The organism is Streptomyces sp. NPDC020807 (assembly GCF_040641575.1).
In the GTDB taxonomy this organism is placed as follows: Bacteria; Actinomycetota; Actinomycetes; order Streptomycetales; family Streptomycetaceae; genus Streptomyces.
This window is the reverse complement of record NZ_JBFADU010000004.1, coordinates 149,049-170,502: the sequence shown is the minus strand read 5'-3', so window position 1 is coordinate 170,502 and position 21,454 is coordinate 149,049. Positions and strand designations below refer to the sequence as shown.

Here is a 21,454-nt window from a genome sequence, read left to right as displayed (position 1 = left end):
ACCGCTCAACGGGACAGCGCGTCCCGCACGGCCTCCTCCGACCGCGCCACGACGGCGGTGCCGTCCTCCGCCGTGATGATCGGCCGCTGGATCAGCTTGGGGTGCCCGGCGAGCGCCTCGATCCACCGGTCGCGGTTCTCCGCGTCCTTCGGCCACTCCTTGAGCCCGAGCTCCTTGGCGGCGGCCTCCTGGGTCCGGGTGATGTCCCACGGTTCGAGGCCGAGCCGGTCGAGGACCTGCCGGATCTCGTCCGGCGAGGGCACGTCCTCCAGGTAGCGGCGGACGGTGTAGTCGGCGCCCTCGGCGTCGAGCAGGGTGAGGGCAGAGCGGCACTTGGAACAGGCGGGATTGATCCAGATCTCCATGCCCCACACGGTACCCCCCAGGCCGCCCTCCACCACCCCCCAAACCCTGTCTGGCCAGGGGCGATTGTCAGTGGTGGCCACTAAAATAAGGGGTGAAGGTGAGGGTCCCGGGGAGGGCCCGCACCCACCCTTCGCCAGGAGGTAGCCCATGGCTCTCGCCGTGATCCGGACGCCGTCGCTCGAAGCCTGGAAGCCGCTCCAGAGGAAGCCGCTGCCCGCGGGCCGCCCCCGCGAGTGGTACGTGACGCACAACCGCCGCCTGAAGGCCATGCGCCTGGCCATCGCCCTGCTCGACGCGGGGGTCTACGTGCCGTCGAAGGCCACGAACGCGACGATAAGGACGACGGCCGCCGGCATCGGCATCCACCCGCCGTCCGACACCACCTGCCGCATGGTCCGCGCCCTGATCCGCTACGGGCGCTGACACCGGAGGGGCGCTGCCCGGACGGATCGGTCCGGGCAGCGCCTCCGGCGGCGGGGTCCGCCCCCTACCAGGCCACCGGCAGCCGCTCCGGGAGCCGCTTCATGAAGTTGGTGCGCCACACCAGCTGTTCGACCGGCAACGCGAGCCGCAGCCCCGGCAGCCGGTCGAGGAGCGTCTCCAGGGCGACCTCGGCGTGCCGCTTGCCGAGCGCCGTCGCCGGGCAGTAGTGCCGCCCACCGCCGAACGACAGGTGCTCGGCGGCGTTCTCCCGGTCCGGCCGGAAGGCCAGCGGGTCCGGGAACCTCTCCGGGTCGTGGTTGGCGGCCTCCACGAGCACGAGGACGAGCTCACCGGCCCGCACCTCCACGTCGCCGAGGCGCACGTCCTCCAGGGCGAGCCGCGGCAGTCCGTCGCCGATCGACAGGTTCACCCGCAGCAGTTCGTCCATGGCCCCGGCGACGCCCTCCGCGCCGCCGGCGGTCAGGACCTCCCGGACGTCCGGCCGCGTCAGGACGGAGACCAGCGCCATCGTCAGGAACCCGGCGGTGGAGACGACTCCCGCCCCGAACAGGGTCACGCCCACCGTCGCCAGCATCTCGTCCGTCAGGTGCGCGTACTCGGGGTCCCCGCGCAGCGCCGCGAGCTCGGCCATGAGCCCGCCCGTCGCCGGGTCGTCCAGGCGCTCGGTCATGTAGGCGATGTCCCGGTCCCAGTTCAGCCCGGCCGCCTCGATCTCGCGGGGCGCGTTCATGAAGGCCACGTCCAGGCTGCGCAGCAGCCGCGGCCCGTCCTCCTCGGGGATGCCCAGCATCCGGCAGTGCAGCCCCGCCGAGTACGGGTCGGCGTAGGAGCCGCGCAGCTCCCCGGGCGCCCCCTCGGCGACCAGCGCGTCCACGAGGGACGCGGCCCGCGCCCGCAGCCACTCCTCCAGGCCGGGCGCCTTCGGGTTGATGGCCTTCATGACGGCCTTGCGCAGCCCGGCGCCGGTGATGTTCCCCATGTTGTTCACGACGTGCGGCGGGATCGTCAGCGCGTACTGCCGGGGCGCTCCCGGGGCCGAGGTGTCCTTGAGGCTGAACCGCGGGTCCTCCAGGACCTGCTTGCACAGCTCGTACGAGGAGACCAGCCAGGCGTCGGCCCCGGCGATCGTGCGGACCTTCCGGACCGGCTCGGCGCGCAGCGCGCCGATCTCGGCGGGCAGCCGGGTGCCGTCCCAGTCGAAGGGGAAGGCGGGCGGTTCGTTCGTCATGACCGCGGTCATCGCGCGTCTCCTTCGGCGGGCGTGAGGATGCCGTGCCCCTGGTTGCGGGAGGCACGCAGCCCGGTGCCCCGGGCGTAGAGCAGGTCGGCGAGGGGCAGGGCCTGGTGGTAGCAGTTGAGCGAGGAGGGCACCCCGAGGATCGCGGGGGTGTCGAGGAAGAGCGGCACCTCGGCGCAGATGTACGCCCGGCACACGGCCTTCTGGAGCGTGGTCGCCTCCTGCCCCGGCGCCAGCTTTCCGGCGAGGAAGATCCCGGTGAGCGCGTCGCAGGTCTCGCGTACCACCGGATCCCCGTCGACGGCCGCCACGACCTGACGGTGCAGTTCCTGGTACGCGGGCAGGTCCCGGAACTCCGACATCCCGCGGGCCCGTACCCGTAAGCCCGTGGGATCCGCCTCCGCGGCGGCGGCGCCGACCTTCGCGCGCACCCCCCGGAGGTTCTTGACGGCCTTGCGGCGCGCCTCGTCGGGCCCGTACCCCAGGGCCTCGTACATGTCGGCGACGTGCAGGTCGGTGTAGACGAGATCGACCTGGTCGAAGTGGTCCGTGCCCCAGCGCGTCAGCTCGTGGAGCCGCTGGGCGGTGAAATAACTGTTTCCCGGGGAGACGCCGATGACCACGTGTGCGCCTTCTTCGGCGATGACACGGCAGTGGTCGGTGTACGGCTGGAGCCGGAGCGTCTCTGCAGGGGCGAAAGCCGCCTGAGTCACGTAGGCAGTCCTCATCGCGCCAGCTAGTCCCAGCGGAGCCCAGTGCTCCGGGTGTGGCGGCAGCGACGACGACACGCTATCGCCCGGTCGCGGAGAGCGAACCCTTTACCCGTGGGTAGGGGTGGGAGTTCGTCACCTCTTCGCATGCCCGTGGCGCGGAGGACGCGGGACGGGGCGGCCGTCAGAGCCAGTTGCGTTCCCGGGCGGCCAGCGCGGCCCGGAAGCGGTTGGGCGCACCCAGACGCCGCATGAGTGCGGCGACGTGACCCCGGTAGGTCCTGAGGGACATGCAGAGCTCGCGTGCGCCGGCCTCGTCCTTGTTCGCCCGCGCCATGGCGCGCAGGACGCGGAGCTCGGTGTCGCTCGGCAGGTCGTCCACGACCCCGTACGACCGTGACCAGCGGGACTCGAAGCCGGCCAGCAGGTGCGACAGCAGACCGGGCTGGCGGACGACCAGGGCCCCCTGCGTGATGTCCGCCGGGTCGGTCGCGACGAGGGCGGTCCGCCGGTCGAAGACCACCATCCGTTCGAGGGGCCCGCTCGTCCCTCGCACCTGGGCGCCCTGCGCCGACAGCTCCGCCACGAAGCGGCCGACCTTCGGGGATTCGAGCGCGTCGGCGTGGACGAGGGTCCGCATCCGCAGGCCCCGGCGCAGGTACTTCAGGTCGGAGCTCCTGACCGCGTCGAAGGCCGCGGCGAGGATCGGTCCCGGGTGCGTGGTCAGCCGTTCCTCGCGGGAGAAGAACGACAACTCGTCGACACAGGCGACCACTTGGTCGAGCCCCTCGACGTACTGCAGCTCGGTGAGCTGCCCCCGCCTCCCGGTTCGCCTGTCCTCGGCCAGACTCTCCACCAGGTGGCGCGAGGAGGCGACGCGCCGGATCTCTCCCTGCAGCCCGTGGATCCGTATCCGCGTCAGCCGGTCGACCACGGACGCCGGATCCGCACCGCTGAACGTCCGTTGGTCGGCCGTTGCCACCATGCCGAGGTCCCGGAGCCTGCCGAGCGCGGCTCCGGCGGCCTCCTGGTCGATCCCGCACTCCACGGCGATCGCGGCGATGCCGATCCCCGGTGACCGCAGGGTCGTCCGGTAGACCGCCTCCTCGCCCGCACTCACGCCCAAGGGGGCGAGCGTGTTGCCCTCCACCGCGTCCATGTCCACCCGTCTTCCTGTCGGTGCCTGTGCCGGATGGAGATCCTTCAACGGGTCCGGCGCGTCCCCAAGGGACCTAAGGCCGTTCCCGGCGGGACCATCGGCCCGGCCCCGTACCCGTGCTCCCGGGCGACCGGGAGCCGGTCGCGCCGACGCGGCACGCGCCTGCGGGTCGCCAAAGGAGCTGCCTGCCGGAGGAGTTCGACGCCGCCCGGCCCCGCGTCGGCGGCGACGCGACGCGCCCGCTTCGCCTGACGGCCCATAGAGCGGATTTATGGGGCCATAGACCTGCCCGCGGGCGGACGGCGGGGCTGCAGGAACCTGCGGTCGGTCCCCGCAGGGAGTGCCCTCGTCTCCGGCCCGGAACCTGGCCCGGCCGCTCATAGCTTGGGTCGGGTCCGTGGCGACGCCCCCCGAGGCCGTCGCCCCGGATGAAGGGGGCCGCGGTGCCCTGAACCGACACAGGAGAAGAGCGACAGTGAGGCGGAAACGCACGGCCTTGACGGTGATCGGCGTGCTCGCGAGCGGCATGCTGGCGAGCGGTGCGGCGGCGACGGCCGTCGCCGCCGACGACCGTGCCGGAGAAGGGGTCGACGGGGGTCTGGTCGTCGAGACGAACGCTCTCGCCGAGAACGACTACATCGCGCACGTCACGGAGCCCGAGGGCCAGGACGACGGACTGCCCGGTGGCCTGATCAAGGTGACGACCAGCGACGGCGCCACCTTGTTCGTGTACTGCCTCGATGCCGGCACCGCGCTGAAGCGAGGCGCCGCCTACCGAGAGGCAGGCCGGTCCGAGGTGCCCACGCTGAAGGACAACCCGGACGCGGGGAAGGTCGACTGGATCCTGCGACACGGCTATCCGGCGGTGTCCGAGAAGGTGCTCGGCAAACAGATCGGCGCCGAGCTCTCCAAGAACGCGGCGGCCGGTGCGACCCAGGCCGCCATCTGGCGCCTCACCAACCACGTCAAGGCGGTCCCGTGGGACCCGGCGGGAGCCGAGCTCGCCGACTATCTGGCGGCCCACGCCGCCGACACCGAGGAACCGGCCCCCTCCCTGGCCCTCGCCCCCGACACGGTGACCGGGCCCGCCGGCTCGGTACTCGGGCCGATCACCATCGGTTCCACCGGCGATCAGACCGGCGTCTCCCTCGACCCAGCGGCCGTCACGGCCGGCGTGGTGCTGACCGACCGGGACGGGAACGTGGTCTCGGACGACAGCGGCAGGCTGATCGAAGCCGCCCTGGACGGTGAGTCGGTGTTCGTGAAGGCCCCGGCCGAGGCAGGGCAGATCGACGCGACCGTCTCGGCGATGTCCTTCGTCCCGGTCCCGCTGGGCCACAAGCTGGTCAGTACGGGCAGCCAGGCCCTGGCTCTGGTGGGAGGTGACAGCGTTCCGGTCACCGCGCACATGAAGGCGAGCTGGACCGCCGCCACCTCGCCGTCGCCCACGCCTACGGCCACTGCCACGGCCACACCCGCGCCTACGGCCACGGCCACGACCGAACCCGCGCCAACGGCCACGGCCGACCCGAGCGGCTCGGCGAGCCCGGACCCGAGCCAGTCCGTCTCCCCGACCGCGACGAGCGTGACGACCGCACCGACGGCCACGACCGCGCCGACGGCCACGACCGCCCCCGGCGTCACACCGGACGCCACGCACTCGGCCGAGGCGGGGGCCTCGGCAGCGGCCGCCACCGGCGGCGCCGGAGACTCGGAGCTCGCCTCCACCGGCAGCTCCGGCGTGCTCTGGTTCCTCGCCGTGTCGGGCGGAGGGCTGGTCGTACTCGGCGCCGCCGTGGTCCTGATCCACGAATGGCGCCGTCGTTTCCGCACCATGGGCTGAGACGAGCGGACCCCGGGTCGGCGTGGTGCCGACCCGGGGTCCGTTCCGTGTGTCTCCGCGGCTCAGGCGAGCCGCACCGCTTTAGAGGTCGAAGTAGAGCTCGAACTCGTGCGGGTGCGGGCGCAGCTGGATCGGGGCGATCTCGTGGGTGCGCTTGTAGTCGATCCAGGTCTCGATGAGGTCCGAGGTGAAGACGCCACCGGCCTGGAGGTACTCGTTGTCGTCCTCCAGGGCGCGGAGGACGGCCTCGAGGTTGGTCGGGACCTGCTGGACGTTCGCGTGCTCCTCGGGAGCCAGCTCGTACAGGTCCTTGTCGATCGGCTCCGCCGGCTCGATCTTGTTCTTGATGCCGTCGAGGCCCGCGAGGAGCAGCGCCGAGAAGGCGAGGTACGGGTTCGAGGACGGGTCCGGCGCGCGGAACTCGACGCGCTTGGCCTTCGGGTTCGAGCCGGTGATCGGGATGCGCATGGCGGCGGAGCGGTTGCGCTGCGAGTACACCATGTTGACCGGCGCCTCGAAGCCCGGGACCAGGCGGTGGTACGAGTTCACCGTCGGGTTGGTGAAGGCGAGCAGCGACGGGGCGTGCTTGAGGATGCCGCCGATGTAGTAGCGGGCGGTGTCCGAGAGGCCCGCGTAGCCGGTCTCGTCGTAGAACAGCGGGTCGCCGTTGGACCAGAGCGACTGGTGGACGTGCATGCCCGAGCCGTTGTCACCGAAGATCGGCTTCGGCATGAAGGTCGCGGTCTTGCCGTTCCGCCAGGCGACGTTCTTGATGATGTACTTGAACAGCATCAGGTCGTCGGCCGAGGCCAGCAGCGTGTTGAACTTGTAGTTGATCTCGGCCTGGCCGGCGGTGCCGACCTCGTGGTGCTGGCGCTCGACCTGGAGGCCGACGTTCTCCAGCTCCAGGGACATCTCCGAGCGCAGGTCGGCGAAGTGGTCGACCGGCGGGGCCGGGAAGTAGCCGCCCTTGTAGCGGACCTTGTAGCCGCGGTTGTTCTCCTCCGCACCGGTGTTCCAGGCGCCGGCCTCGGAGTCGATGTGGTAGAAGCCCTGGTTCGCCGAGGTCTCGAAGCGGACCGAGTCGAAGACGTAGAACTCCGCCTCGGGGCCGAAGTAGGCGGTGTCGGCGATGCCGGTGGAGGCGAGGTACGCCTCGGCCTTCTTCGCGATGTTCCGCGGGTCGCGGCTGTAGGCCTCGCCCGTGATCGGGTCGTGGATGAAGAAGTTGATGTTCAGCGTCTTGTCGCGGCGGAAGGGGTCCACGCGCGCGGTCGACAGGTCGGCGCGGAGCGCCATGTCGGACTCGTGGATCGCCTGGAAGCCGCGGATCGACGAGCCGTCGAACGCGAGCTCCTCGGACGGGTCGAAGGCCGTCGCCGGGATCGTGAAGTGCTGCATCACACCCGGAAGGTCGCAGAACCGGACGTCGACCATCTTGACGTCGTTGTCCTTGATGAACTTCTGGACCTCGTCGGCGTTCTGGAACCCGTGCGTCTGGGACATCCCACTCCTCCTACTCCCGGCCCGGGGAGGGGCGGGGTTGCAGCTCGGTCGTGCGGCCAATTGCGGTTGGCACACGCTGGTCCCGACCTTAGGCAGACGGGATTTCTCCGGCGTGACCCAATTGTTTCGTCCAAGTTAACCGGACCCGGTGACGTTCCTCGATCCGACACCGGTGCGGCGGCGTGCGCCTACCCGGGCCGAAGTGATCGAAAACGGGCACAGTACCGTGGTCGGGTGGACAACAGGCAAGCACTCGGATCGTGGCTCTCCGGCCCCCGTGCCGCGGCGGAGCAAGCAGGCGTGGACTTCGGTTACCGGGGTGAGCAGCTGGGCCTCCCCGAGGAGGGGCCCGGGTCGATCGCCCGCCCGGGACGCCGGCTCGGCGCCCTCGCCGTCGACTGGGCCCTCTGTCTCCTGATCGCATACGGCCTGGTCACCGACAGCTACGGCCAGGCGACCAGCAACTGGGCCCTGGGGCTCCTCTTCGTCATGAGCGTCCTGACGGTCGGCACCGTCGGCTCGACGCCCGGCAAGCGCCTCTTCGGCCTGCGGGTCGTCTCCGTGCGCGGCGGCCGCCTCGGCGTCCTGCGCGTCGTGCTCCGCTCCGCGCTCGTCTGCCTCGCCATCCCGGCCCTCATCTGGGACCGCGACGGCCGCGGCCTCCACGACCGCCTCTCGGGCGCCGTCCAGGTCCGCGGCTGAGCGGCACACGCGGACGAGGAAGGCCCCGGACCGAGATCATCGGTCCGGGGCCTTCCTCGTCACGTCGTCGTGGGTCAGCGCATCTTTCCGCCGCGCGGCATCCGCATGCCCTTCGGCATCGGACCCTTCGGAAGGGGCATGTTGGACATGAGGTCACCCATGGCCCGAAGCCGGTCGTTCGCCGCGGTCACCTGCGGGCCGGTGAGGACGCGGGGCATCTTCAGCATGGTCGTGCGGACCTTCTTCAGCGGCACCTGGCCCTCGCCGTCGCCGACGATGATGTCGTGCACCGGCACGTCCACCACGACGCGGCTCATGCGCTTCTTCTCGGCCGCGAGCAGGGACTTCACCCGGTTCGGGTTGCCCTCGGCGACGAGCACGATGCCGGCCCGGCCGACCGCGCGGTGCACGACGTCCTGGCTGCGGTTCATCGCGACCGCCGGGGTCGTCGTCCAGCCGCGCCCGACGTTCTGCAGCACCGCCGCCGCCGCGCCCGGCTGGCCCTCCATCTGCGCGAAGGCCGCGCGCTCGGCGCGCCGCCCGAACACGATGGCCGCCGCGAGCAGCGCCAGGACGAAGCCCAGGATGCCCAGGTAGACCGGGTGACCGATGAGGAAGCCGATCGCGAGGAGGACACCGAGTACGCCGATGCCCACGCCAGCGACGACAAGTCCGACCTTCGGGTCGGCCTTCCGGGTCATCTTGTACGTGAGGGCGATCTGCTTGAGCCGCCCCTGGTTCGCAGCGTCAGCGCTGCTCGTGTTTGCCTTCCTCGCCATGTCCTGAAGTTTACGTGGCCCGCGAGGCACGGCCCGACGCGGCCTCCATCACATGCAGGGCCTCGACCCGGTCCCTGGCGTGTCGCCGGTCCTCCAGGACGGAGGTCCAGGCGTTGCGGCGCGCGGTGCGCTGCCCGCCGCCGAGCAGCAGGGCCTCCACCGCCCGCAGGGCGTCGGTGACGGACGGGATCGCGCTGACGCGGACGTGGTGCGTCGATGCGGCCGACATGGCGGGGTCCTCCCGGGGACGATGGCGGTGAGTGAAACCAGGCTCACCGTCTGGTGTTACCAGGGCGTGACCCGAGGGTCAAACACTGGTGAAGCGTGGACGCGGCGCCGGCCGCCGAACAGGGGTTCCCCTCCGGCGTGTCGTTGCGGGGCAGGGGTGCCCCCGGGACGGCGACGCGGCCCGTACCCCTCCGCTGACCTGCGAAGGCGTGCGAGCCGCGTGGTGTGCGCGAGGTGCGGTCAGACGGCCTGCGTGGCGTTGTCGACCGTGCCGCGCTTCTCGATCGCCTGCTGGAAGAGGCGGCCGGCGCGGTACGAGGAGCGGACCAGCGGGCCCGACATCACACCGGAGAAGCCGATCGCGTCGGCCTCCTCCTTCAGCTCCACGAACTCCTGCGGCTTCACCCAGCGCTCGACGGGGTGGTGCCGGACGGAGGGGCGCAGGTACTGGGTGATCGTGATGAGCTCGCAGCCCGCCTCGTGCAGCTGACGGAGCGCCTCGCTGACCTCCTCGCGGGTCTCGCCCATGCCGAGGATCAGGTTCGACTTCGTGACCAGACCGTAGTCACGGGCCTGGGTGATGACGTCGAGGGAGCGCTCGTAGCGGAAGCCGGGACGGATCCGCTTGAAGATCCGCGGGACGGTCTCGACGTTGTGCGCGAAGACCTCGGGGCGCGAGTCGAAGACCTCCTTGAGGAGCTCCGGCACCGCGTTGAAGTCGGGGGCGAGGAGCTCGACCTTCGTGCGGCCCTCGGCGCGGTCCGCCGTCTGCTGGTGGATCTGGCGCACGGTCTCCGCGTACAGCCAGGCGCCGCCGTCCTCCAGGTCGTCGCGCGCGACGCCGGTGATGGTGGCGTAGTTCAGGTCCATCGTGACGACCGACTCGCCGACGCGACGGGGCTCGTCGCGGTCGAGGGCCTCGGGCTTGCCCGTGTCGATCTGGCAGAAGTCACAGCGCCGGGTGCACTGGTCACCGCCGATGAGGAAGGTGGCCTCGCGGTCCTCCCAGCACTCGAAGATGTTGGGACAGCCCGCCTCCTGGCAGACCGTGTGCAGGCCCTCGCTCTTCACGAGGCTCTGCATCTTCGTGTACTCCGGACCCATCTTCGCGCGGGTCTTGATCCACTCGGGCTTGCGCTCGATGGGGGTCTCGGCGTTCCGGACCTCCAGGCGCAGCATCTTGCGTCCGTCGGGGGCGACTGCGGACACATCGGCTCCTGTAGCTTCGATTCTTCGGCGCACACCAGGGTACGCCGTTGCTTCCCATGCCTTACTACGTCTGGCCAACCTCTGGCCAGCGCCCTGCATTCCTCAGACGGAGGCGGGCGCCGCTTCCGCCGGACGCTCGATCTCGCGGGGCCTGAGCTCCGCGTTCTCCAGGACGTCCCGCAGGTGGCGTTCCACCACCGGCAGCACCTCCGCGATCGTGAGGTCGCGGCCCAGCTCGTTGGCGAGCGAGGTGACGCCCGCGTCGCGGATTCCGCAGGGGATGATCCGGTCGAACCAGGCGTTGTCCGGGTTCACGTTCAGCGCGAAGCCGTGCATCGTGACGCCCTTGGCGACCCGGATGCCGATCGCGGCCAGCTTGCGGTCCTCGCGGCGCTGGCCGGCGTTGGACGGCGCGTACTCGGGCCCGTTCAGGCGCGGGTCGAACTCCTCGTCCGTGAGACGGGGGTCGAAGTCCAGGTTCAGCCCGCCGAAGGAGGGCCGCTGCTCGACCGGGTCGCCGAGCACCCACACACCGCTCCGCCCCTCGACCCGGGTCGTCTCGACGCCGAACTCGGCGGCCGTGCGGATCAGGGCGTCCTCCAGGCGGCGGACGTGCGCGACGACGTCCACCGGGCGGGGCAGCTTCAGGATGGGGTAGCCGACCAGCTGGCCCGGACCGTGCCAGGTGATCTTGCCGCCGCGGTCCACGTCGACGACCGGCGTCCCGTCCAGCGGGCGCTCGCTCTCCGCCGTACGCCGTCCCGCCGTGTAGACCGGCGGGTGCTCCAGGAGCAGACAGGTGTCGGGAGTCTGGTCGGCGAAGCGGGCGGCGTGCACCTCGCGCTGCTTGTCCCAGGCCTCCTGGTATTCGACGGCTTCCTCGCCGAACCCCAGGCGGACGAATCGCAGCTCACTCACGGCCATGCCTCCTCCTGGATGCCGCGGCCGGTCCCCGGGGGTCGTCCCGGGCCGGTGCGGCACCATGCGTCATTCGCGCCCATGCCACTGTACGGCGGCGCGCGGGACACCCCTCCGGCAGGTTGACGGGGAGGCCTACGTCAGCGATGCCGTCAATCCTCACACGATCGGATGAATGTGGGGCGAAGGTGGCGGTACGGGCGGTCGGGGCCGCTAAATTCACGCCGTTCCATGAGGGTCCGAACGGGCTGCACCTGGGCCCGGAAGGCAGGAGACCGCACAGCTGATGACGGAACGACCACCGCAGCGCATCCCGAACCGCCAGCTCGCCGCGCTCATCGCCGAAGCCGGGTTCTCCCATGCGGGCCTCGCCAGACGGGTGGACCAGCTCGGTCTGGAGCACGGCCTCGACCTGCGGTACGACAAGACCTCCGTGACCCGCTGGCTCCGCGGCCAGCAGCCGCGCGGCACGACCCCCGCGCTCATCGCCGAGGTCTTCACCCGGCGCCTCGGCCGCCGGCTCTCCGCCCAGGACCTCGGACTCGACGCCTGCGCGCCGGTCTACGCGGGCCTGGAGTTCGCGGCGACGCCCGAGGAGGCCGTGGACATCGTCAGCGGGCTGTGGCGGAAGGACTCCGGCAGCCACGCGGAGCTCCGCAAGATCGCCTTCACCCCGGCGGGCCTGGTGGTCCCCAGCCGGGACTGGCTGATCGGCAGGGCGGACGAGCGGGTGGCACGGGGCGAGCCGGCCCCGGCGGCGCGTCAGGGGCCGCCCCCGGAGCCCCGCCCGTCGCACGGACCCCGCAGCCCCGGCACCCCCGCCTCCTCCCTCGACCCGAGGGTCCCGCCCCAGGGCCGCTTCTCCGTCCCCCGCCAGAGGGGTACGGACAGGGGCCCCGGCCAGCGGGTCTCCAGCGGCGACATCGCGGCCCTCCGCTCCGTCGGCGAGCTCTTCCGGACGCTCGACCACGCGTACGGCGGCGGGCACGCGCGCCAGGCGCTGGTCAGGTACCTGGAGCACGAGACGGAGCCGATGCTGCGCGGCACGTACGGGGAGTCCGTCGGCCGCCGCCTCTTCGCCGCGGCCGCCGACCTCACCCGGCTCGCCGGCTGGACCTCCTACGACATCGCGGCCCACGGCCTCGCGCAGCGGTACTTCGTCCAGGCGCTGCGGCTCGCGCAGGCGGCGGGGGACCGGGCGTACGGGTCGTACGTGCTCCTCACCATGAGCTGCCAGGCGGTGTACCTGGGCCACGGGCGCGAGGCCGTGCAGCTCGCGCGGGTCGCGCAGCAGGGGGTGGGCCCCGGCGCGCCGCCCGCGGTGCAGGCGATGCTCCACGCCATCGAGGCGCGGGGGCACGCGGTGCTCGGCGAGGCGCGGGTGTGCAGCGCGTCGCTGGTACGGGCGGAGCGGGCGCTCGAGGCGGCGCGGCCGGGGGACGAGGTGCCGTACTGGGCCCGGATGTTCGACGAGGCCCAGCTCGCGGACGAGCTGGGGCACTGCCACCGGGACCTCCAGCAGTACCGGCCGGCCGCGCAGCACGCGGAGCGGGCCCTCCAGCTGAGGGCCCCCGGCTTCGCCCGCAGCCGCCTCTTCTGCCGTGTCGTCCTGGCCACCTCCCGCCTCGCGCTGGGCGAGCTGGACCAGGCGTGCGCGCTGGGCGCGGAGGCGGCGCAGCAGGCGTCGGAGATGCGGTCGGCCCGCGCGGTCGAGTACGTACGCGACTTCGAGCGCCGCCTGGAGCCCTACCGGGACGCGGCGGCGGCCCGCACCTACCGAGACCGAGTAGCCACCCTGAACTGACCCGCCCCTGGCGGGCCGGCACCCGCCATCCGGGCGTCACCCGGAGGACCCGCCCCGGCGCGGGGCGGTGCCCGTGATCGGGGCCGGGCCCCGGAGGACCCGCCCCTGCGCGGGGCGGTACCCGTGATCCGGGCCGGGGCCCGGAGGACCCGCCCCTGCGCGGGGCGGCGCCCGCCATCCGGGACGACGCCCCTTGCCGGGCCCAGGCTTCCGGGCCTGGACCCGCACCCCGCGTGCGGCGCCGTGGTGGGTTGTGCCCACCCGCCCCCGTGCTCGGCGAGCAGGGGGGACCCCCGGCCGCGCGGAACGTCTGCCCACAACCGGGGGCCGCAGCTCGGGCGGCGAGCCCGACCGGCCCGCCGGCCCGGGGCGGCACGCCGCAGCCCCCGTCCCGGCGGGCCGGGGGTCGGCGGCCCGCAGGTGCCCGCCCGGTGGGGGCGGTCAGGCCGCCTCTTCCGTGCGGAGGCGGGTGGTCGGGAGGCCCAGGTCCTTGAGGAGGGCTTCGGCGGCCCGGTGGGCCGAGGCGAGGGCGCCTTGGGGAGTGGACGTCTCGCGGTGGTCGCCGCACACGTACAGGCCCGCCAGGAGGCGGACGGGCCGGCTCCCGTCGTGCGGCGGCGGCATCGACGGCACCGCGTCCGGGGTGTGGTGCAGCGCGAGCAGCTCCCAGTCGTCCGTCGACGTCCCGTACAGCGTCGCCAGGTGCTTGCGTACCCGCCGGTCCGCGTCGTCCGGCGGCGGCCCCAGGACGACGGAGGTGATCAGGGGCCGGGAGGCGGGGGCGCGGGTGGGGTCGACCGCGCTCATGACCGCCGTGTGGGCCACCGGCCCCCCGGGGTCGGACTCCAGGAGCAGGGACGGGTCCGGGGTCGGTGCCGCCGGCGCCGTGTGGTGCAGGACCGTCACCGGGTGGAAGCCCGGCGTCCGCAGCCCCGGCAGCAGTCCCGCCGCCGACCGCGCCCCCGTCGCGAGGAGCATCGCCCGGCAGCCGAACACCCCGTGCTCCGCCGTGGTGACCCGCGAGACGGACGCGTCGGTGACGCGGACGCCCGTGCGGACCGTCCCGGTGGGGAGGGCCGCCGCCAGGCGCTCGGGGAGCGCCGACGAGCCCCCCTCGGGTACGGCGAGCCGCCCCCGCGCGAAGGCCCGCAGTGCCAGGTCGGCGCGGCGGCTCGACGTCCCCAGGTCGGGGTCGGCGAGGAGCGCCGCGAGCAGCGGCCGCAGCACCCCCTGGACGGTCCGCGCGGGCAGCCGCGCCGACAGCGCCTCGCGGGCGGTCCGTTCGGGGCGGGCGAGGAGCCGTGGGGACGGCGTCGCGGCCAGGCGGACCAGGGAGGCCCCCAGCCGCGCCTGGTCCAGGGACGCCGCAGGCCGCCGGGGGGCGCTCGCGAGGGCGCGCGCCACGTTCAACGCTCCCCCCACGCTCCGGGCGCGCGTGTGCGACGCACCCCACCGCGCGTGCCGCCCGTCGCTGTGCACGAGCACCCCGGGCGCGAACGGGCGCAGGGGCAGCCCGTCGAGGCCCGGCGTGGCCCGCAGCTCCTCGGCCGAGAGGGTGAGCAGGGGGCCCACCCGGTCGAGGAGGAAGCCGTCGACGGCGTCGGTGGCCATCCGGCCGCCGACCCGCTGCTCCTCCTCCAGGACGAGGACGTCGAGTCCGGCCCCGACCAGCCGGTGGGCCGCCGCGAGTCCCGCGATCCCGGCTCCGACGATGACGACGTCGACGGTCTCCGTGACGTCCTTTCGCTGTGCGGTACTTGAGGTCTTTGCGGTACTGAGCACGTGCCCCTCCCCAGGTCGGCGCCGCCGGTGGGAGGCGTTATGCCCCCAACCGGCCCCCGGAATGCCCGAGTTCGCGGTCGTTTCACGCAATGGGCATCGAGCGTAGGCAGCGCTCCCACGGAAGTGGTCCCGCGCGCACCGGGGTTCACGCAGCACGGGGGAGCACAAGCGCCTCGAGGCGGGGTGGAGTCAGCGTGCCGCGGCCCTGATCGCCTCGTCGATCGTCGGGAAGGCGAAGGTGAACCCGGACTCCAGGAGCCGGGAGGGCAGGACCCGCTGACTCCCCAGCACGTCCTGCGCGAAGTCGCCGAGCACCAGCCGCAGCGCCGGTGCCGGCACCGCGCAGACCGTCGGGCGGCGGAGGACCCGCCCCATCGCCGCCGTCACCTCCCGGTTGGTGACCGGCTCGGGGGCGGTGAGGTTCACGGGGCCCGACAGGGACGGGGTGTCGACGAGGTGCCGCAGGGCAGCCACCTCGTCGTGGAGCGAGATGTGGGACCAGTACTGGCGCCCGTCGCCCATCCGCCCGCCGAGCCCGGCGCGGAAGACGGGGAAGAGCCGTCCCCACGCGCCGCCCTGGCGGGCCACCACGAGGCCCGTGCGGGCGTACGTGACCCGGATGCCCGCGGCCTCGGCCGGGGCCGCCGCGGCCTCCCACTCCACGCAGACCGACGGCAGGAAGCCCGTGCCGGCCGGGGCGCTCTCGTCCACCGCGCGGCTGCCGGTGTCCCCGTACCAGCCGAGCGCCGTGCCGCAGACCAGCGCCTCCGGCGGGTTCGCGAGTCCGGCGAGGGCCTGGGCGATCGCGGTGGTGCCGAGGACGCGGCTGTCGCGGATCTCCCGCTTGTACGCCTCGGTCCAGCGGCGCTCGCCGACGCCCGCGCCCGCCAGGTGCACGACCGCGTCCACGCCGACGAGCCCGGCGGCGTCCACGTACAGCCGTTTCGGGTCCCACTCGACCTCGTCGGCGGTCGCGGCGGGCCGCCGGACCAGCCGGAGGACGTCGTGGCCGTCGGCGCGCAGGGAGCGGACGAGGGCGGCGCCGATGAGCCCGGAGGCTCCGGTGACGGCGACCCGCTTGCGGGTGGCGGAAGGCTGCATGGCCCCATCCTGCCCCGTCCGCTCCGCCGCATGGCACAGTGGCCGCCATGATCGTGCCGGAGACGCAGATACGTACCGCCGTGCTGGACGACGACGCCGCGCTCGCCGCGCTCGACGCCGACACCTGGTCGACGCTCCACGCCGTGCTGCCGCGGCCGACGGAGCCGTACGGGCCCTTCTTCGACCAGCGCCACGTGCCCGGGGACTACCTCGTCGCCGTCCACGAGGGCGAGCCCGTCGGGTACGTGCGCGCCGTCAACCCGACCCCGCTCGCCGCCACCGCCCACGTCCGCCAGATCCAGGGCCTCGTCGTCGCCGAGTCCGCACGGGGCAGAGGGGTGGCGCGGGCGCTGCTGCGCGCCGTCATGGACCGGTCCCGCGCGGAGGGCGCGCGCCGGATCACCCTGCGGGTCCTCGGGCACAACGCGCCCGCGCGTGCGCTGTACGCCTCCGAGGGCTTCGTGGTCGAGGGGGTGCTGCCGGGCGAGATGCTCATCGCGGGGGAGTACGTCGACGACGTCCTCATGGGCCGCTCCCTGCTCGACGCCCCCCGGGGGCTGTCCGGCGGATCAGGGTCGGACAGGCCCTAAGCTCCCGCCGGGTCCCCCAACAGCCTCATCCCGCCCATGAGTTCGCGCAGGCACCGGACCGCGAGCTCCGAGGGCGAGCCGGGGCCGCGGACCGGTGCGTCCGTCTCGGCCCAGCTCTCCAGCGCGATCCGGATCGCGTCCGTGGCCGCCGCCGCCGCGAGCCGTACCTCCAGGGGGTCGGCGTCCGGCCCCGCGAGCCCGGCGACGACCTCGCGCAGCCGCTCCTCCGACTCCTGGTTGACCCGGTACCAGACGGCCCGCAGGGCCGGGTCCTCGACGGCCGCCCGCAGGAGGCCGCGCGTCCAGCGCAGCCCCTCGGCGGCCGTCTCGTCCTCGGCGGCGAGGGACTCGGCGATCGAGCGCTCCAGGACGGCCGGGAGTCCGCCGGCCGCCTCGGCCCGGTGCTCGGCGAGGCGCTCCCGCCACCGCTCGGCGCCCACCGCGAGGAGGGGGGCCACCGCGTCCTGCTTCGAGCGGAAGTAGCGGTAGAAGGTGCGCAGCGCGACGCCCGCCCGCTGCGCGATGTCCTCGGCGGTGGTGCCGTCGGGTCCGTGCTCGGTGAAGAGCTCGGCGGCGGCGCGCGCGATGTCCAGCTGGGTGGCCGCCTTGCGGCGCTCCGTCAGGGTCCGGGTGGGGGGCGTGGCGCCCTCGGGCTTGGTGCTCACCCACGAAGCGTACGCCCCCGAATGCCCAAAGTGCACGATATGCAGCTATGGCAAAACGTGCCACTTGGGCGTACGGTGGCAGCAATTCCCGCCGAACGCTCTCCCGAGAGGTAGTCGCCATGACCCAGCTGACCCGTTACGAAGGACGCCGCGCCCTCATCACCGGCGGCGGCTCCGGCATCGGCCAGGCCACCGTCCTGCGCCTCCTCGCCGAGGGCGGCCGGGTCGTCGCCGCCGACATCAGCGAGGACGGCCTCAAGGACACCGTCGCCAAGGCCGGCGACGCCGCCGACCGCCTCACCACGGTCGTCGTGAACATCGCCGACGAGGAGTCCGTGCGCGCCGGCGTCGCCGCCGCCGTCGAGGCCCTCGGCGGCCTGGACGTCCTGGTCAACGCGGCCGGCATCCTCCGCTCCTCGCACACCCACGAGACGAGCCTCGACTCCTTCGAGCAGGTGCTCCGGATCAACCTCACCGGCACCTTCCTCATGATCCGCGAGTCGATCCCCGCCCTCCTGGAGGGCGACGACGCGGCCGTCGTCAACTTCTCCTCGACCTCCGCGATGTTCGCCCACCCCTACATGGCGGCCTACGCGGCCAGCAAGGGCGGCATCCAGTCCATGACCCACGCCCTCGCCGCCGAGTACGCCAAGCAGGGCATCCGCTTCACCGCCGTCCAGCCCGGCTCCATCTCCTCCGGCATGACCGACGGCTCCGGCGCCAGCAAGCAGTCCGTGGGCCCCGGCCTCCCCGAGGACACCGACTGGTCGCTCTTCGCCAAGCTGGCCCCCGCCCTCGGCCAGGGCTTCGCCGGCCCGGAGACCGTCGCGAGCGTCGTCGCCATGCTGGCCTCCGAGGACGGCAGGTTCATCACCGGCACGGAGGTCCGCGTCGACGGCGGGACGCACTTCTGATGACCGCCGCCGCTGACGTCACCGCCGCCGAGGTGTTCGCCGGACGGACCGCCGTCATCACCGGCGCCTCCTCCGGCATCGGCGCCGGGCTCGCCCGCGAGGCGGCGCGGCTCGGCATGAAGCTCGTCCTCGCCGACATCGCCGCCGACCGGCTCGCCCTCTTCGCCGAGGAACTGCGGGCCGGCGGCGCCGAGGTCGAGTCCGTGGTGACCGACGTGTCGGTGCCCGCCTCCGTCGAGGCGCTCGCCGACACCGCGTACACCCGCTTCGGCACGGTCGACCTGCTCGTCAACAACGCCGGGATCATGGCCCTCGGCTACTCCTGGGAGATCCCGGCCGAGCGCTGGGACGCCATGCTCCGCGTCAACATCGGCGGGTACGTCAACGGGATCCGCGCCTTCGTCCCGCGCATGCTGGAGCGCGGCGAGAAGGCCTGGGTGGTCAACGTGTCCTCGGTCGGCGGCCTGCTGCCGAGCCCGCTGATGGCCCCGTACAGCGTCACCAAGTTCGGCACGCTCGCGCTCACCGAGTCGCTGTACCACGAGATGCGGATGAAGCAGGCGCCGATCCAGGTGTCCGTCGTGACGCCCGGCTCGGTCAGGAGCGAGATCTTCTCGGCCGCCAGGCCGGGAACGACCGCGCCCCCGGAGGTCACCGCCTTCGGCGAGCACCTCCAGAACCTCGCCGACGAGCACGGGCTCACGCCCGAGGAGCACGCCGGGCGGGTCTTCCGGATGGTCGCCGAGGGGAAGTACTGGGCGATCCCGCAGCCGGAACAGCTCTTCCCGGCGCTCCAGCCGCGCACGGACATGATCCTCGCGCAGGAGAACCCCCGGCTCCAGCCGGGCTGAGCACGGCCGGCGAGGGGTGCGGACCCACCGGGGTCCGCGCCCTTCCCCGTACCGCTACGACGTCCCGAAGCGCTGCCACAGCCTCGGCAGGCGCGCGGCGAGCGCGTCGTCGTCCGACAGGTCGAGGGGCGTGCCCAGCGGCTCCCCGCCCGGCATCGGAATCCCCAGGTCGGGCGTCTCGGCGCCGGTCAGCTGCTCGTACGCCTCGTCCGCCGCGAACCCGATCTCCTCGCCGTCCCCGTCGATCTCCAGGTCGAAGTCGAGGAGCAGCTCCGCCAGCGCGTCCGGCTCGTGCACCGCGCCCTCGAAGACCTCCCGGCCCTGGCCGATGAGCCAGCAGCGGAAGGAGTCGAAGGCCTCCTCGCCGGTCCCGTCGAGGATCAGGGCCGCCGCGCCCCACAGGTCCCAGAGGTACGCGCGGTTGTAGCGCGCCTCGAAGTGGCGGGCGTAGTCGAGCACGGAGTCGGGATCCAGCCTGGTCAGCCTCTCCACGAGCAGATCGGCCTGATCCTCGGGGTCGCCCTCGGCGGCCTCGCGGGTGGCGTCGATGATCTCCCAGAACTCCGTCTCGTCCATCACGGGACCAGCATCGTGGGTCGGGGGGCGCGGCGCACCCGGAATGACCGGACGGAATCCGGACAGAAGATGTCGTACTTTCCTGTCAGGGTGGAAGCCATGACGACGGAGAACACATCACTCGCCGGTCGTGTCTGCCTGGTCGCCGGGGCCACCCGGGGCGCGGGGCGGGCCATCGCGGTCCAGCTCGGCACGGCCGGGGCCACGGTGTACGTGACCGGGCGCACCACCCGCGAGAAGATCAGCGAGGTGGGCCGCGCGACCGAGACCATCGAGGAGACGGCCGAACTGGTGACGGCCGCCGGCGGCGAGGGCATCGCCGTCCCCACCGACCACCTGGACCCGGAGCAGGTCCGCGCCCTGGTCGGGCGGATCGACCGCGAGCGGGGCCGGCTCGACGTGCTCGTCAACGACGTGTGGGGCGGCGAGCACCTCATCGGCTCCGCCTTCGGGAAGAAGACCTGGGAGCTCGACCTCGCCGCCGGGCTCAGGATGCTCGAACTCGGCGTCCGGACGCACGCCGTCACCTCGCACACCGCCCTGCCGCTGCTCGTCCGCCACCCGGGCGGGCTCGTCGTCGAGGTCACCGACGGCACCGCCGCGTACAACGCCACCCGCTTCCGCGAGAACCTCTTCTACGACCTCGCCAAGAACGCCCCGATCCGGATGGCCTTCGGCCTCGGCAAGGAGCTGGAGGAGTACGGCGGCACGGCGGTCGCGCTCACCCCCGGCTGGCTCAGGTCCGAGCAGATGCTCACCACCTTCGGCGTCACGGAGGAGACCTGGCGGGACGCCGTGGAGAAGATTCCCGACTTCGCGATCTCCGAGTCCCCGGTGTACGTCGGGCGCGCGGTCGCCGCCCTCGCCGCCGACCCCGACCGCCACCGCTGGAACGGCCGGTCCCTGTCGAGCGCCGAGCTGGCGGGGGAGTACGGCTTCACGGACGCGGACGGCTCGCGGCCGGACGCGTGGGGATTCATCGTCGCGGGAGAGACGGGGCAGCCGGACGCGGCGGACTACCGCTGAAGGCGCCCGGGGGCCCGTCACCCGTACACGTCACCCGGTGCCGTCACCCGTACAGCGTGCCGAGCCCCCGCGCCGCCTCCGCGAACCGTTCCCGCAGCGTCGCCGGGGCCAGGACCTCCGCCTCCGGCCCGAGGCCGAGCAGCTGGGCGAGGGCGACCTCCTCGCTCTCCACCGCCAGGGTGACGCGCAGTCGCCCGTCCGGCTCCGTGACCCCGGCGGCCAGCGCCTCCTCGGCCGCCGGCCGGTCCGTCACGTACGGGAGCCTGCGCGCGCCCGCCTCCGTGAGGCGCAGCTCCACCTCCGCGCGGAGGAGGGAGCGGGCGAACGAGGCCGCCCGGTCGGACCAGAACTCCGCCAGGTCGAAGCCCCCGTCCCGTACGAAGGGTTCGCCCACCGCCACCGCCGTGAAGCGGTCCACGCGGTACGTGCGGAACGCGGAGCCCGCGTCCGCGCAGAGGTACCAGACGCCGGCCTTCAGGACGAGGCCGTACGGTTCGAGCTCACGCTCCACCTCCTCGCCGCCCCCGCGCCGGTAGCGGGCCGCGAGGCGACGGTCCGCCCAGACCGCCTCCGCCACCGGGGCGAGCAGCTCCGGGACCTCCGGCTCCTGGAACCAGCCGGGCGCGTCGAGGTGGAAGCGCCGGGCCGCCGACTCGGGGGCGTCCCGCAGGGACGGCAGCAGCGCCGCGGAGACCTTCAGCCGGGCCGCCGAGGCCGCGTCGTCCAGCCCCATGTCCCGCAGCGCGCCCGGCAGCCCGGACAGGAACAGCGCCTCCGCCTCACCCCGGGCCAGGCCGGTGAGCCGCGTACGGTACCCGCCGACGAGCCGGTACCCGCCGGACCGTCCCCGCTCCGCGTAGACCGGCACCCCCGCCTCCGAGAGCGCGAGCGCGTCCCGCGTGACGGTCCGCTCCGACACCTCCAGCTCCCCGGCCAGCTCGGCCGCCGTCATCGAGGGACGCGACTGGAGGAGCAGGACCATCTTGATGAGGCGGGCGGCACGCATGAACCCATCATGCGTGCCGCCCGCCCCGGTGAAGCAAG

The 21,454-nt window shown here is 73.2% G+C and carries 22 protein-coding genes; 8 read left to right on the top strand and 14 right to left on the bottom strand.

Annotated features, from left to right (window positions below; all coding sequences use genetic code 11):
* Positions 1 to 5: 5 nt before the first annotated feature.
* Positions 6 to 365, bottom strand: a complete 360-nt coding sequence (locus AB0G79_RS08610; protein WP_360802285.1) for an arsenate reductase family protein — start codon at positions 363 to 365, stop codon at positions 6 to 8.
* Between the two features lie 148 nt (positions 366 to 513).
* Here AB0G79_RS08610 and AB0G79_RS08605 point away from each other — a divergent pair, with 148 nt between their 5' ends.
* Positions 514 to 789, top strand: a complete 276-nt coding sequence (locus AB0G79_RS08605) for a hypothetical protein (protein WP_360802282.1) — start codon at positions 514 to 516, stop codon at positions 787 to 789.
* Between the two features lie 64 nt (positions 790 to 853).
* Here the strand turns inward: AB0G79_RS08605 and AB0G79_RS08600 are convergent, their stop codons facing one another.
* The 3 genes from AB0G79_RS08600 to AB0G79_RS08590 form a co-directional block, all read right to left on the bottom strand.
* Complete coding sequence (locus tag AB0G79_RS08600) at positions 854 to 2,050, bottom strand: cytochrome P450 (RefSeq protein ID WP_360802279.1); 1,197 nt, start codon at positions 2,048 to 2,050, stop codon at positions 854 to 856.
* Complete coding sequence (locus tag AB0G79_RS08595; protein ID WP_360802276.1) at positions 2,047 to 2,760, bottom strand: tRNA-dependent cyclodipeptide synthase; 714 nt, start codon at positions 2,758 to 2,760, stop codon at positions 2,047 to 2,049. Before AB0G79_RS08595 ends, AB0G79_RS08600 begins: the two co-directional genes overlap by 4 nt.
* Before the next feature lie 181 nt (positions 2,761 to 2,941).
* Positions 2,942 to 3,916, bottom strand: a complete 975-nt coding sequence (locus AB0G79_RS08590; RefSeq protein ID WP_360802274.1) for a helix-turn-helix transcriptional regulator — start codon at positions 3,914 to 3,916, stop codon at positions 2,942 to 2,944.
* A 502-nt stretch (positions 3,917 to 4,418) separates the two neighbouring features.
* Here AB0G79_RS08590 and AB0G79_RS08585 point away from each other — a divergent pair.
* Positions 4,419 to 5,759 carry a thioester domain-containing protein gene (locus AB0G79_RS08585; protein WP_360803060.1) on the top strand — a complete coding sequence of 447 codons (1,341 nt, stop codon included), beginning with the start codon at positions 4,419 to 4,421 and terminating at the stop codon, positions 5,757 to 5,759.
* A gap of 81 nt (positions 5,760 to 5,840) precedes the next feature.
* Here AB0G79_RS08585 and glnA read toward each other — a convergent pair whose 3' ends face one another.
* Complete coding sequence (glnA, locus tag AB0G79_RS08580) at positions 5,841 to 7,265, bottom strand: type I glutamate--ammonia ligase (protein WP_360802271.1); 1,425 nt, start codon at positions 7,263 to 7,265, stop codon at positions 5,841 to 5,843.
* A gap of 234 nt (positions 7,266 to 7,499) precedes the next feature.
* Here glnA and AB0G79_RS08575 point away from each other — a divergent pair, with 234 nt between their 5' ends.
* Positions 7,500 to 7,967, top strand: a complete 468-nt coding sequence (locus AB0G79_RS08575; RefSeq protein ID WP_360802268.1) for an RDD family protein — start codon at positions 7,500 to 7,502, stop codon at positions 7,965 to 7,967.
* Between the two features lie 74 nt (positions 7,968 to 8,041).
* Here AB0G79_RS08575 and AB0G79_RS08570 read toward each other — a convergent pair whose 3' ends face one another.
* The 4 genes from AB0G79_RS08570 to lipB all read right to left on the bottom strand — a co-directional run bounded on the left by AB0G79_RS08570 (position 8,042) and on the right by lipB (position 11,101).
* Positions 8,042 to 8,746 (bottom strand): DUF4191 domain-containing protein, encoded by a 705-nt coding sequence (locus AB0G79_RS08570; RefSeq protein ID WP_360802265.1) that lies wholly within the window; start codon positions 8,744 to 8,746, stop codon positions 8,042 to 8,044.
* Positions 8,747 to 8,756: 10 nt separating this feature from the next.
* Complete coding sequence (locus tag AB0G79_RS08565) at positions 8,757 to 8,975, bottom strand: hypothetical protein (protein ID WP_360802262.1); 219 nt, start codon at positions 8,973 to 8,975, stop codon at positions 8,757 to 8,759.
* Positions 8,976 to 9,214: 239 nt separating this feature from the next.
* A complete protein-coding gene (lipA, locus tag AB0G79_RS08560; protein ID WP_360802259.1) occupies positions 9,215 to 10,183 on the bottom strand; it encodes a lipoyl synthase in 969 nt (322 codons plus the stop codon).
* Positions 10,184 to 10,285: 102 nt separating this feature from the next.
* Entirely contained in the window at positions 10,286 to 11,101 is an 816-nt protein-coding gene (gene lipB / locus AB0G79_RS08555) for a lipoyl(octanoyl) transferase LipB (protein WP_360802256.1), read from the bottom strand.
* A 286-nt stretch (positions 11,102 to 11,387) separates the two neighbouring features.
* On the opposite strand from lipB, the gene AB0G79_RS08550 reads away from it, so the two are divergent.
* Positions 11,388 to 12,905, top strand: a complete 1,518-nt coding sequence (locus tag AB0G79_RS08550) for a regulator (protein ID WP_360802254.1) — start codon at positions 11,388 to 11,390, stop codon at positions 12,903 to 12,905.
* Positions 12,906 to 13,346: 441 nt separating this feature from the next.
* Here the strand turns inward: AB0G79_RS08550 and AB0G79_RS08545 are convergent, their stop codons facing one another.
* Together AB0G79_RS08545 and AB0G79_RS08540 are read right to left on the bottom strand one after the other, a co-directional pair.
* Positions 13,347 to 14,687, bottom strand: coding sequence for an NAD(P)/FAD-dependent oxidoreductase (locus tag AB0G79_RS08545; RefSeq protein ID WP_360802251.1), 1,341 nt, complete (start codon positions 14,685 to 14,687; stop codon positions 13,347 to 13,349).
* A gap of 189 nt (positions 14,688 to 14,876) precedes the next feature.
* Positions 14,877 to 15,788: a TIGR01777 family oxidoreductase gene (locus AB0G79_RS08540; protein WP_360802248.1), complete on the bottom strand. Its 912-nt coding sequence runs from the start codon at positions 15,786 to 15,788 to the stop codon at positions 14,877 to 14,879.
* Positions 15,789 to 15,835: 47 nt separating this feature from the next.
* Between AB0G79_RS08540 and AB0G79_RS08535 the strand changes: the two genes are divergently transcribed.
* Positions 15,836 to 16,378, top strand: a complete 543-nt coding sequence (locus tag AB0G79_RS08535; protein ID WP_360802245.1) for a GNAT family N-acetyltransferase — start codon at positions 15,836 to 15,838, stop codon at positions 16,376 to 16,378.
* Here the strand turns inward: AB0G79_RS08535 and AB0G79_RS08530 are convergent.
* Positions 16,375 to 17,043 carry a TetR family transcriptional regulator gene (locus AB0G79_RS08530; protein WP_360802242.1) on the bottom strand — a complete coding sequence of 223 codons (669 nt, stop codon included), beginning with the start codon at positions 17,041 to 17,043 and terminating at the stop codon, positions 16,375 to 16,377. The genes AB0G79_RS08535 and AB0G79_RS08530 overlap by 4 nt on opposite strands.
* Before the next feature lie 119 nt (positions 17,044 to 17,162).
* Between AB0G79_RS08530 and AB0G79_RS08525 the strand changes: the two genes are divergently transcribed.
* Positions 17,163 to 17,957 (top strand): SDR family oxidoreductase, encoded by a 795-nt coding sequence (locus tag AB0G79_RS08525; RefSeq protein ID WP_360802239.1) that lies wholly within the window; start codon positions 17,163 to 17,165, stop codon positions 17,955 to 17,957.
* Entirely contained in the window at positions 17,957 to 18,808 is an 852-nt protein-coding gene (locus AB0G79_RS08520) for an SDR family NAD(P)-dependent oxidoreductase (RefSeq protein ID WP_360802236.1), read from the top strand. Before AB0G79_RS08525 ends, AB0G79_RS08520 begins: the two co-directional genes overlap by 1 nt.
* Positions 18,809 to 18,862: 54 nt before the next feature.
* On the opposite strand, the gene AB0G79_RS08515 is transcribed toward AB0G79_RS08520, so the two are convergent.
* Positions 18,863 to 19,384 carry a DUF4240 domain-containing protein gene (locus tag AB0G79_RS08515; RefSeq protein ID WP_360803057.1) on the bottom strand — a complete coding sequence of 174 codons (522 nt, stop codon included), beginning with the start codon at positions 19,382 to 19,384 and terminating at the stop codon, positions 18,863 to 18,865.
* A gap of 99 nt (positions 19,385 to 19,483) precedes the next feature.
* Here AB0G79_RS08515 and AB0G79_RS08510 point away from each other — a divergent pair, with 99 nt between their 5' ends.
* Positions 19,484 to 20,410: an SDR family oxidoreductase gene (locus tag AB0G79_RS08510; RefSeq protein ID WP_360802233.1), complete on the top strand. Its 927-nt coding sequence runs from the start codon at positions 19,484 to 19,486 to the stop codon at positions 20,408 to 20,410.
* A 43-nt stretch (positions 20,411 to 20,453) separates the two neighbouring features.
* Here the strand turns inward: AB0G79_RS08510 and AB0G79_RS08505 are convergent, their stop codons facing one another.
* Positions 20,454 to 21,416 carry a YafY family protein gene (locus AB0G79_RS08505; protein WP_360802230.1) on the bottom strand — a complete coding sequence of 321 codons (963 nt, stop codon included), beginning with the start codon at positions 21,414 to 21,416 and terminating at the stop codon, positions 20,454 to 20,456.
* Between the last annotated feature and the right edge of the window lie 38 nt (positions 21,417 to 21,454).

Bases quoted from the DNA above. Each gene is read 5' to 3' on its own strand.
- AB0G79_RS08535 (WP_360802245.1), top strand. From the start codon at position 15,836: ATGATCGTGCCGGAGACGCAGATACGTACCGCCGTGCTGGACGACGAC.
- AB0G79_RS08550 (WP_360802254.1), top strand. From the start codon at position 11,388: ATGACGGAACGACCACCGCAGCGCATCCCGAACCGCCAGCTCGCCGCG.
- glnA (WP_360802271.1), bottom strand. From the start codon at position 7,265: ATGTCCCAGACGCACGGGTTCCAGAACGCCGACGAGGTCCAGAAGTTC.
- AB0G79_RS08520 (WP_360802236.1), top strand. From the start codon at position 17,957: ATGACCGCCGCCGCTGACGTCACCGCCGCCGAGGTGTTCGCCGGACGG.
- AB0G79_RS08605 (WP_360802282.1), top strand. From the start codon at position 514: ATGGCTCTCGCCGTGATCCGGACGCCGTCGCTCGAAGCCTGGAAGCCG.
- AB0G79_RS08505 (WP_360802230.1), bottom strand. From the start codon at position 21,416: ATGCGTGCCGCCCGCCTCATCAAGATGGTCCTGCTCCTCCAGTCGCGT.
- AB0G79_RS08540 (WP_360802248.1), bottom strand. From the start codon at position 15,788: ATGCAGCCTTCCGCCACCCGCAAGCGGGTCGCCGTCACCGGAGCCTCC.
- AB0G79_RS08510 (WP_360802233.1), top strand. From the start codon at position 19,484: ATGACGACGGAGAACACATCACTCGCCGGTCGTGTCTGCCTGGTCGCC.
- AB0G79_RS08515 (WP_360803057.1), bottom strand. From the start codon at position 19,384: ATGGACGAGACGGAGTTCTGGGAGATCATCGACGCCACCCGCGAGGCC.
- AB0G79_RS08600 (WP_360802279.1), bottom strand. From the start codon at position 2,050: ATGACCGCGGTCATGACGAACGAACCGCCCGCCTTCCCCTTCGACTGG.
- AB0G79_RS08525 (WP_360802239.1), top strand. From the start codon at position 17,163: ATGACCCAGCTGACCCGTTACGAAGGACGCCGCGCCCTCATCACCGGC.
- AB0G79_RS08610 (WP_360802285.1), bottom strand. From the start codon at position 365: ATGGAGATCTGGATCAATCCCGCCTGTTCCAAGTGCCGCTCTGCCCTC.
- AB0G79_RS08570 (WP_360802265.1), bottom strand. From the start codon at position 8,746: ATGGCGAGGAAGGCAAACACGAGCAGCGCTGACGCTGCGAACCAGGGG.
- AB0G79_RS08590 (WP_360802274.1), bottom strand. From the start codon at position 3,916: ATGGACGCGGTGGAGGGCAACACGCTCGCCCCCTTGGGCGTGAGTGCG.
- AB0G79_RS08565 (WP_360802262.1), bottom strand. From the start codon at position 8,975: ATGTCGGCCGCATCGACGCACCACGTCCGCGTCAGCGCGATCCCGTCC.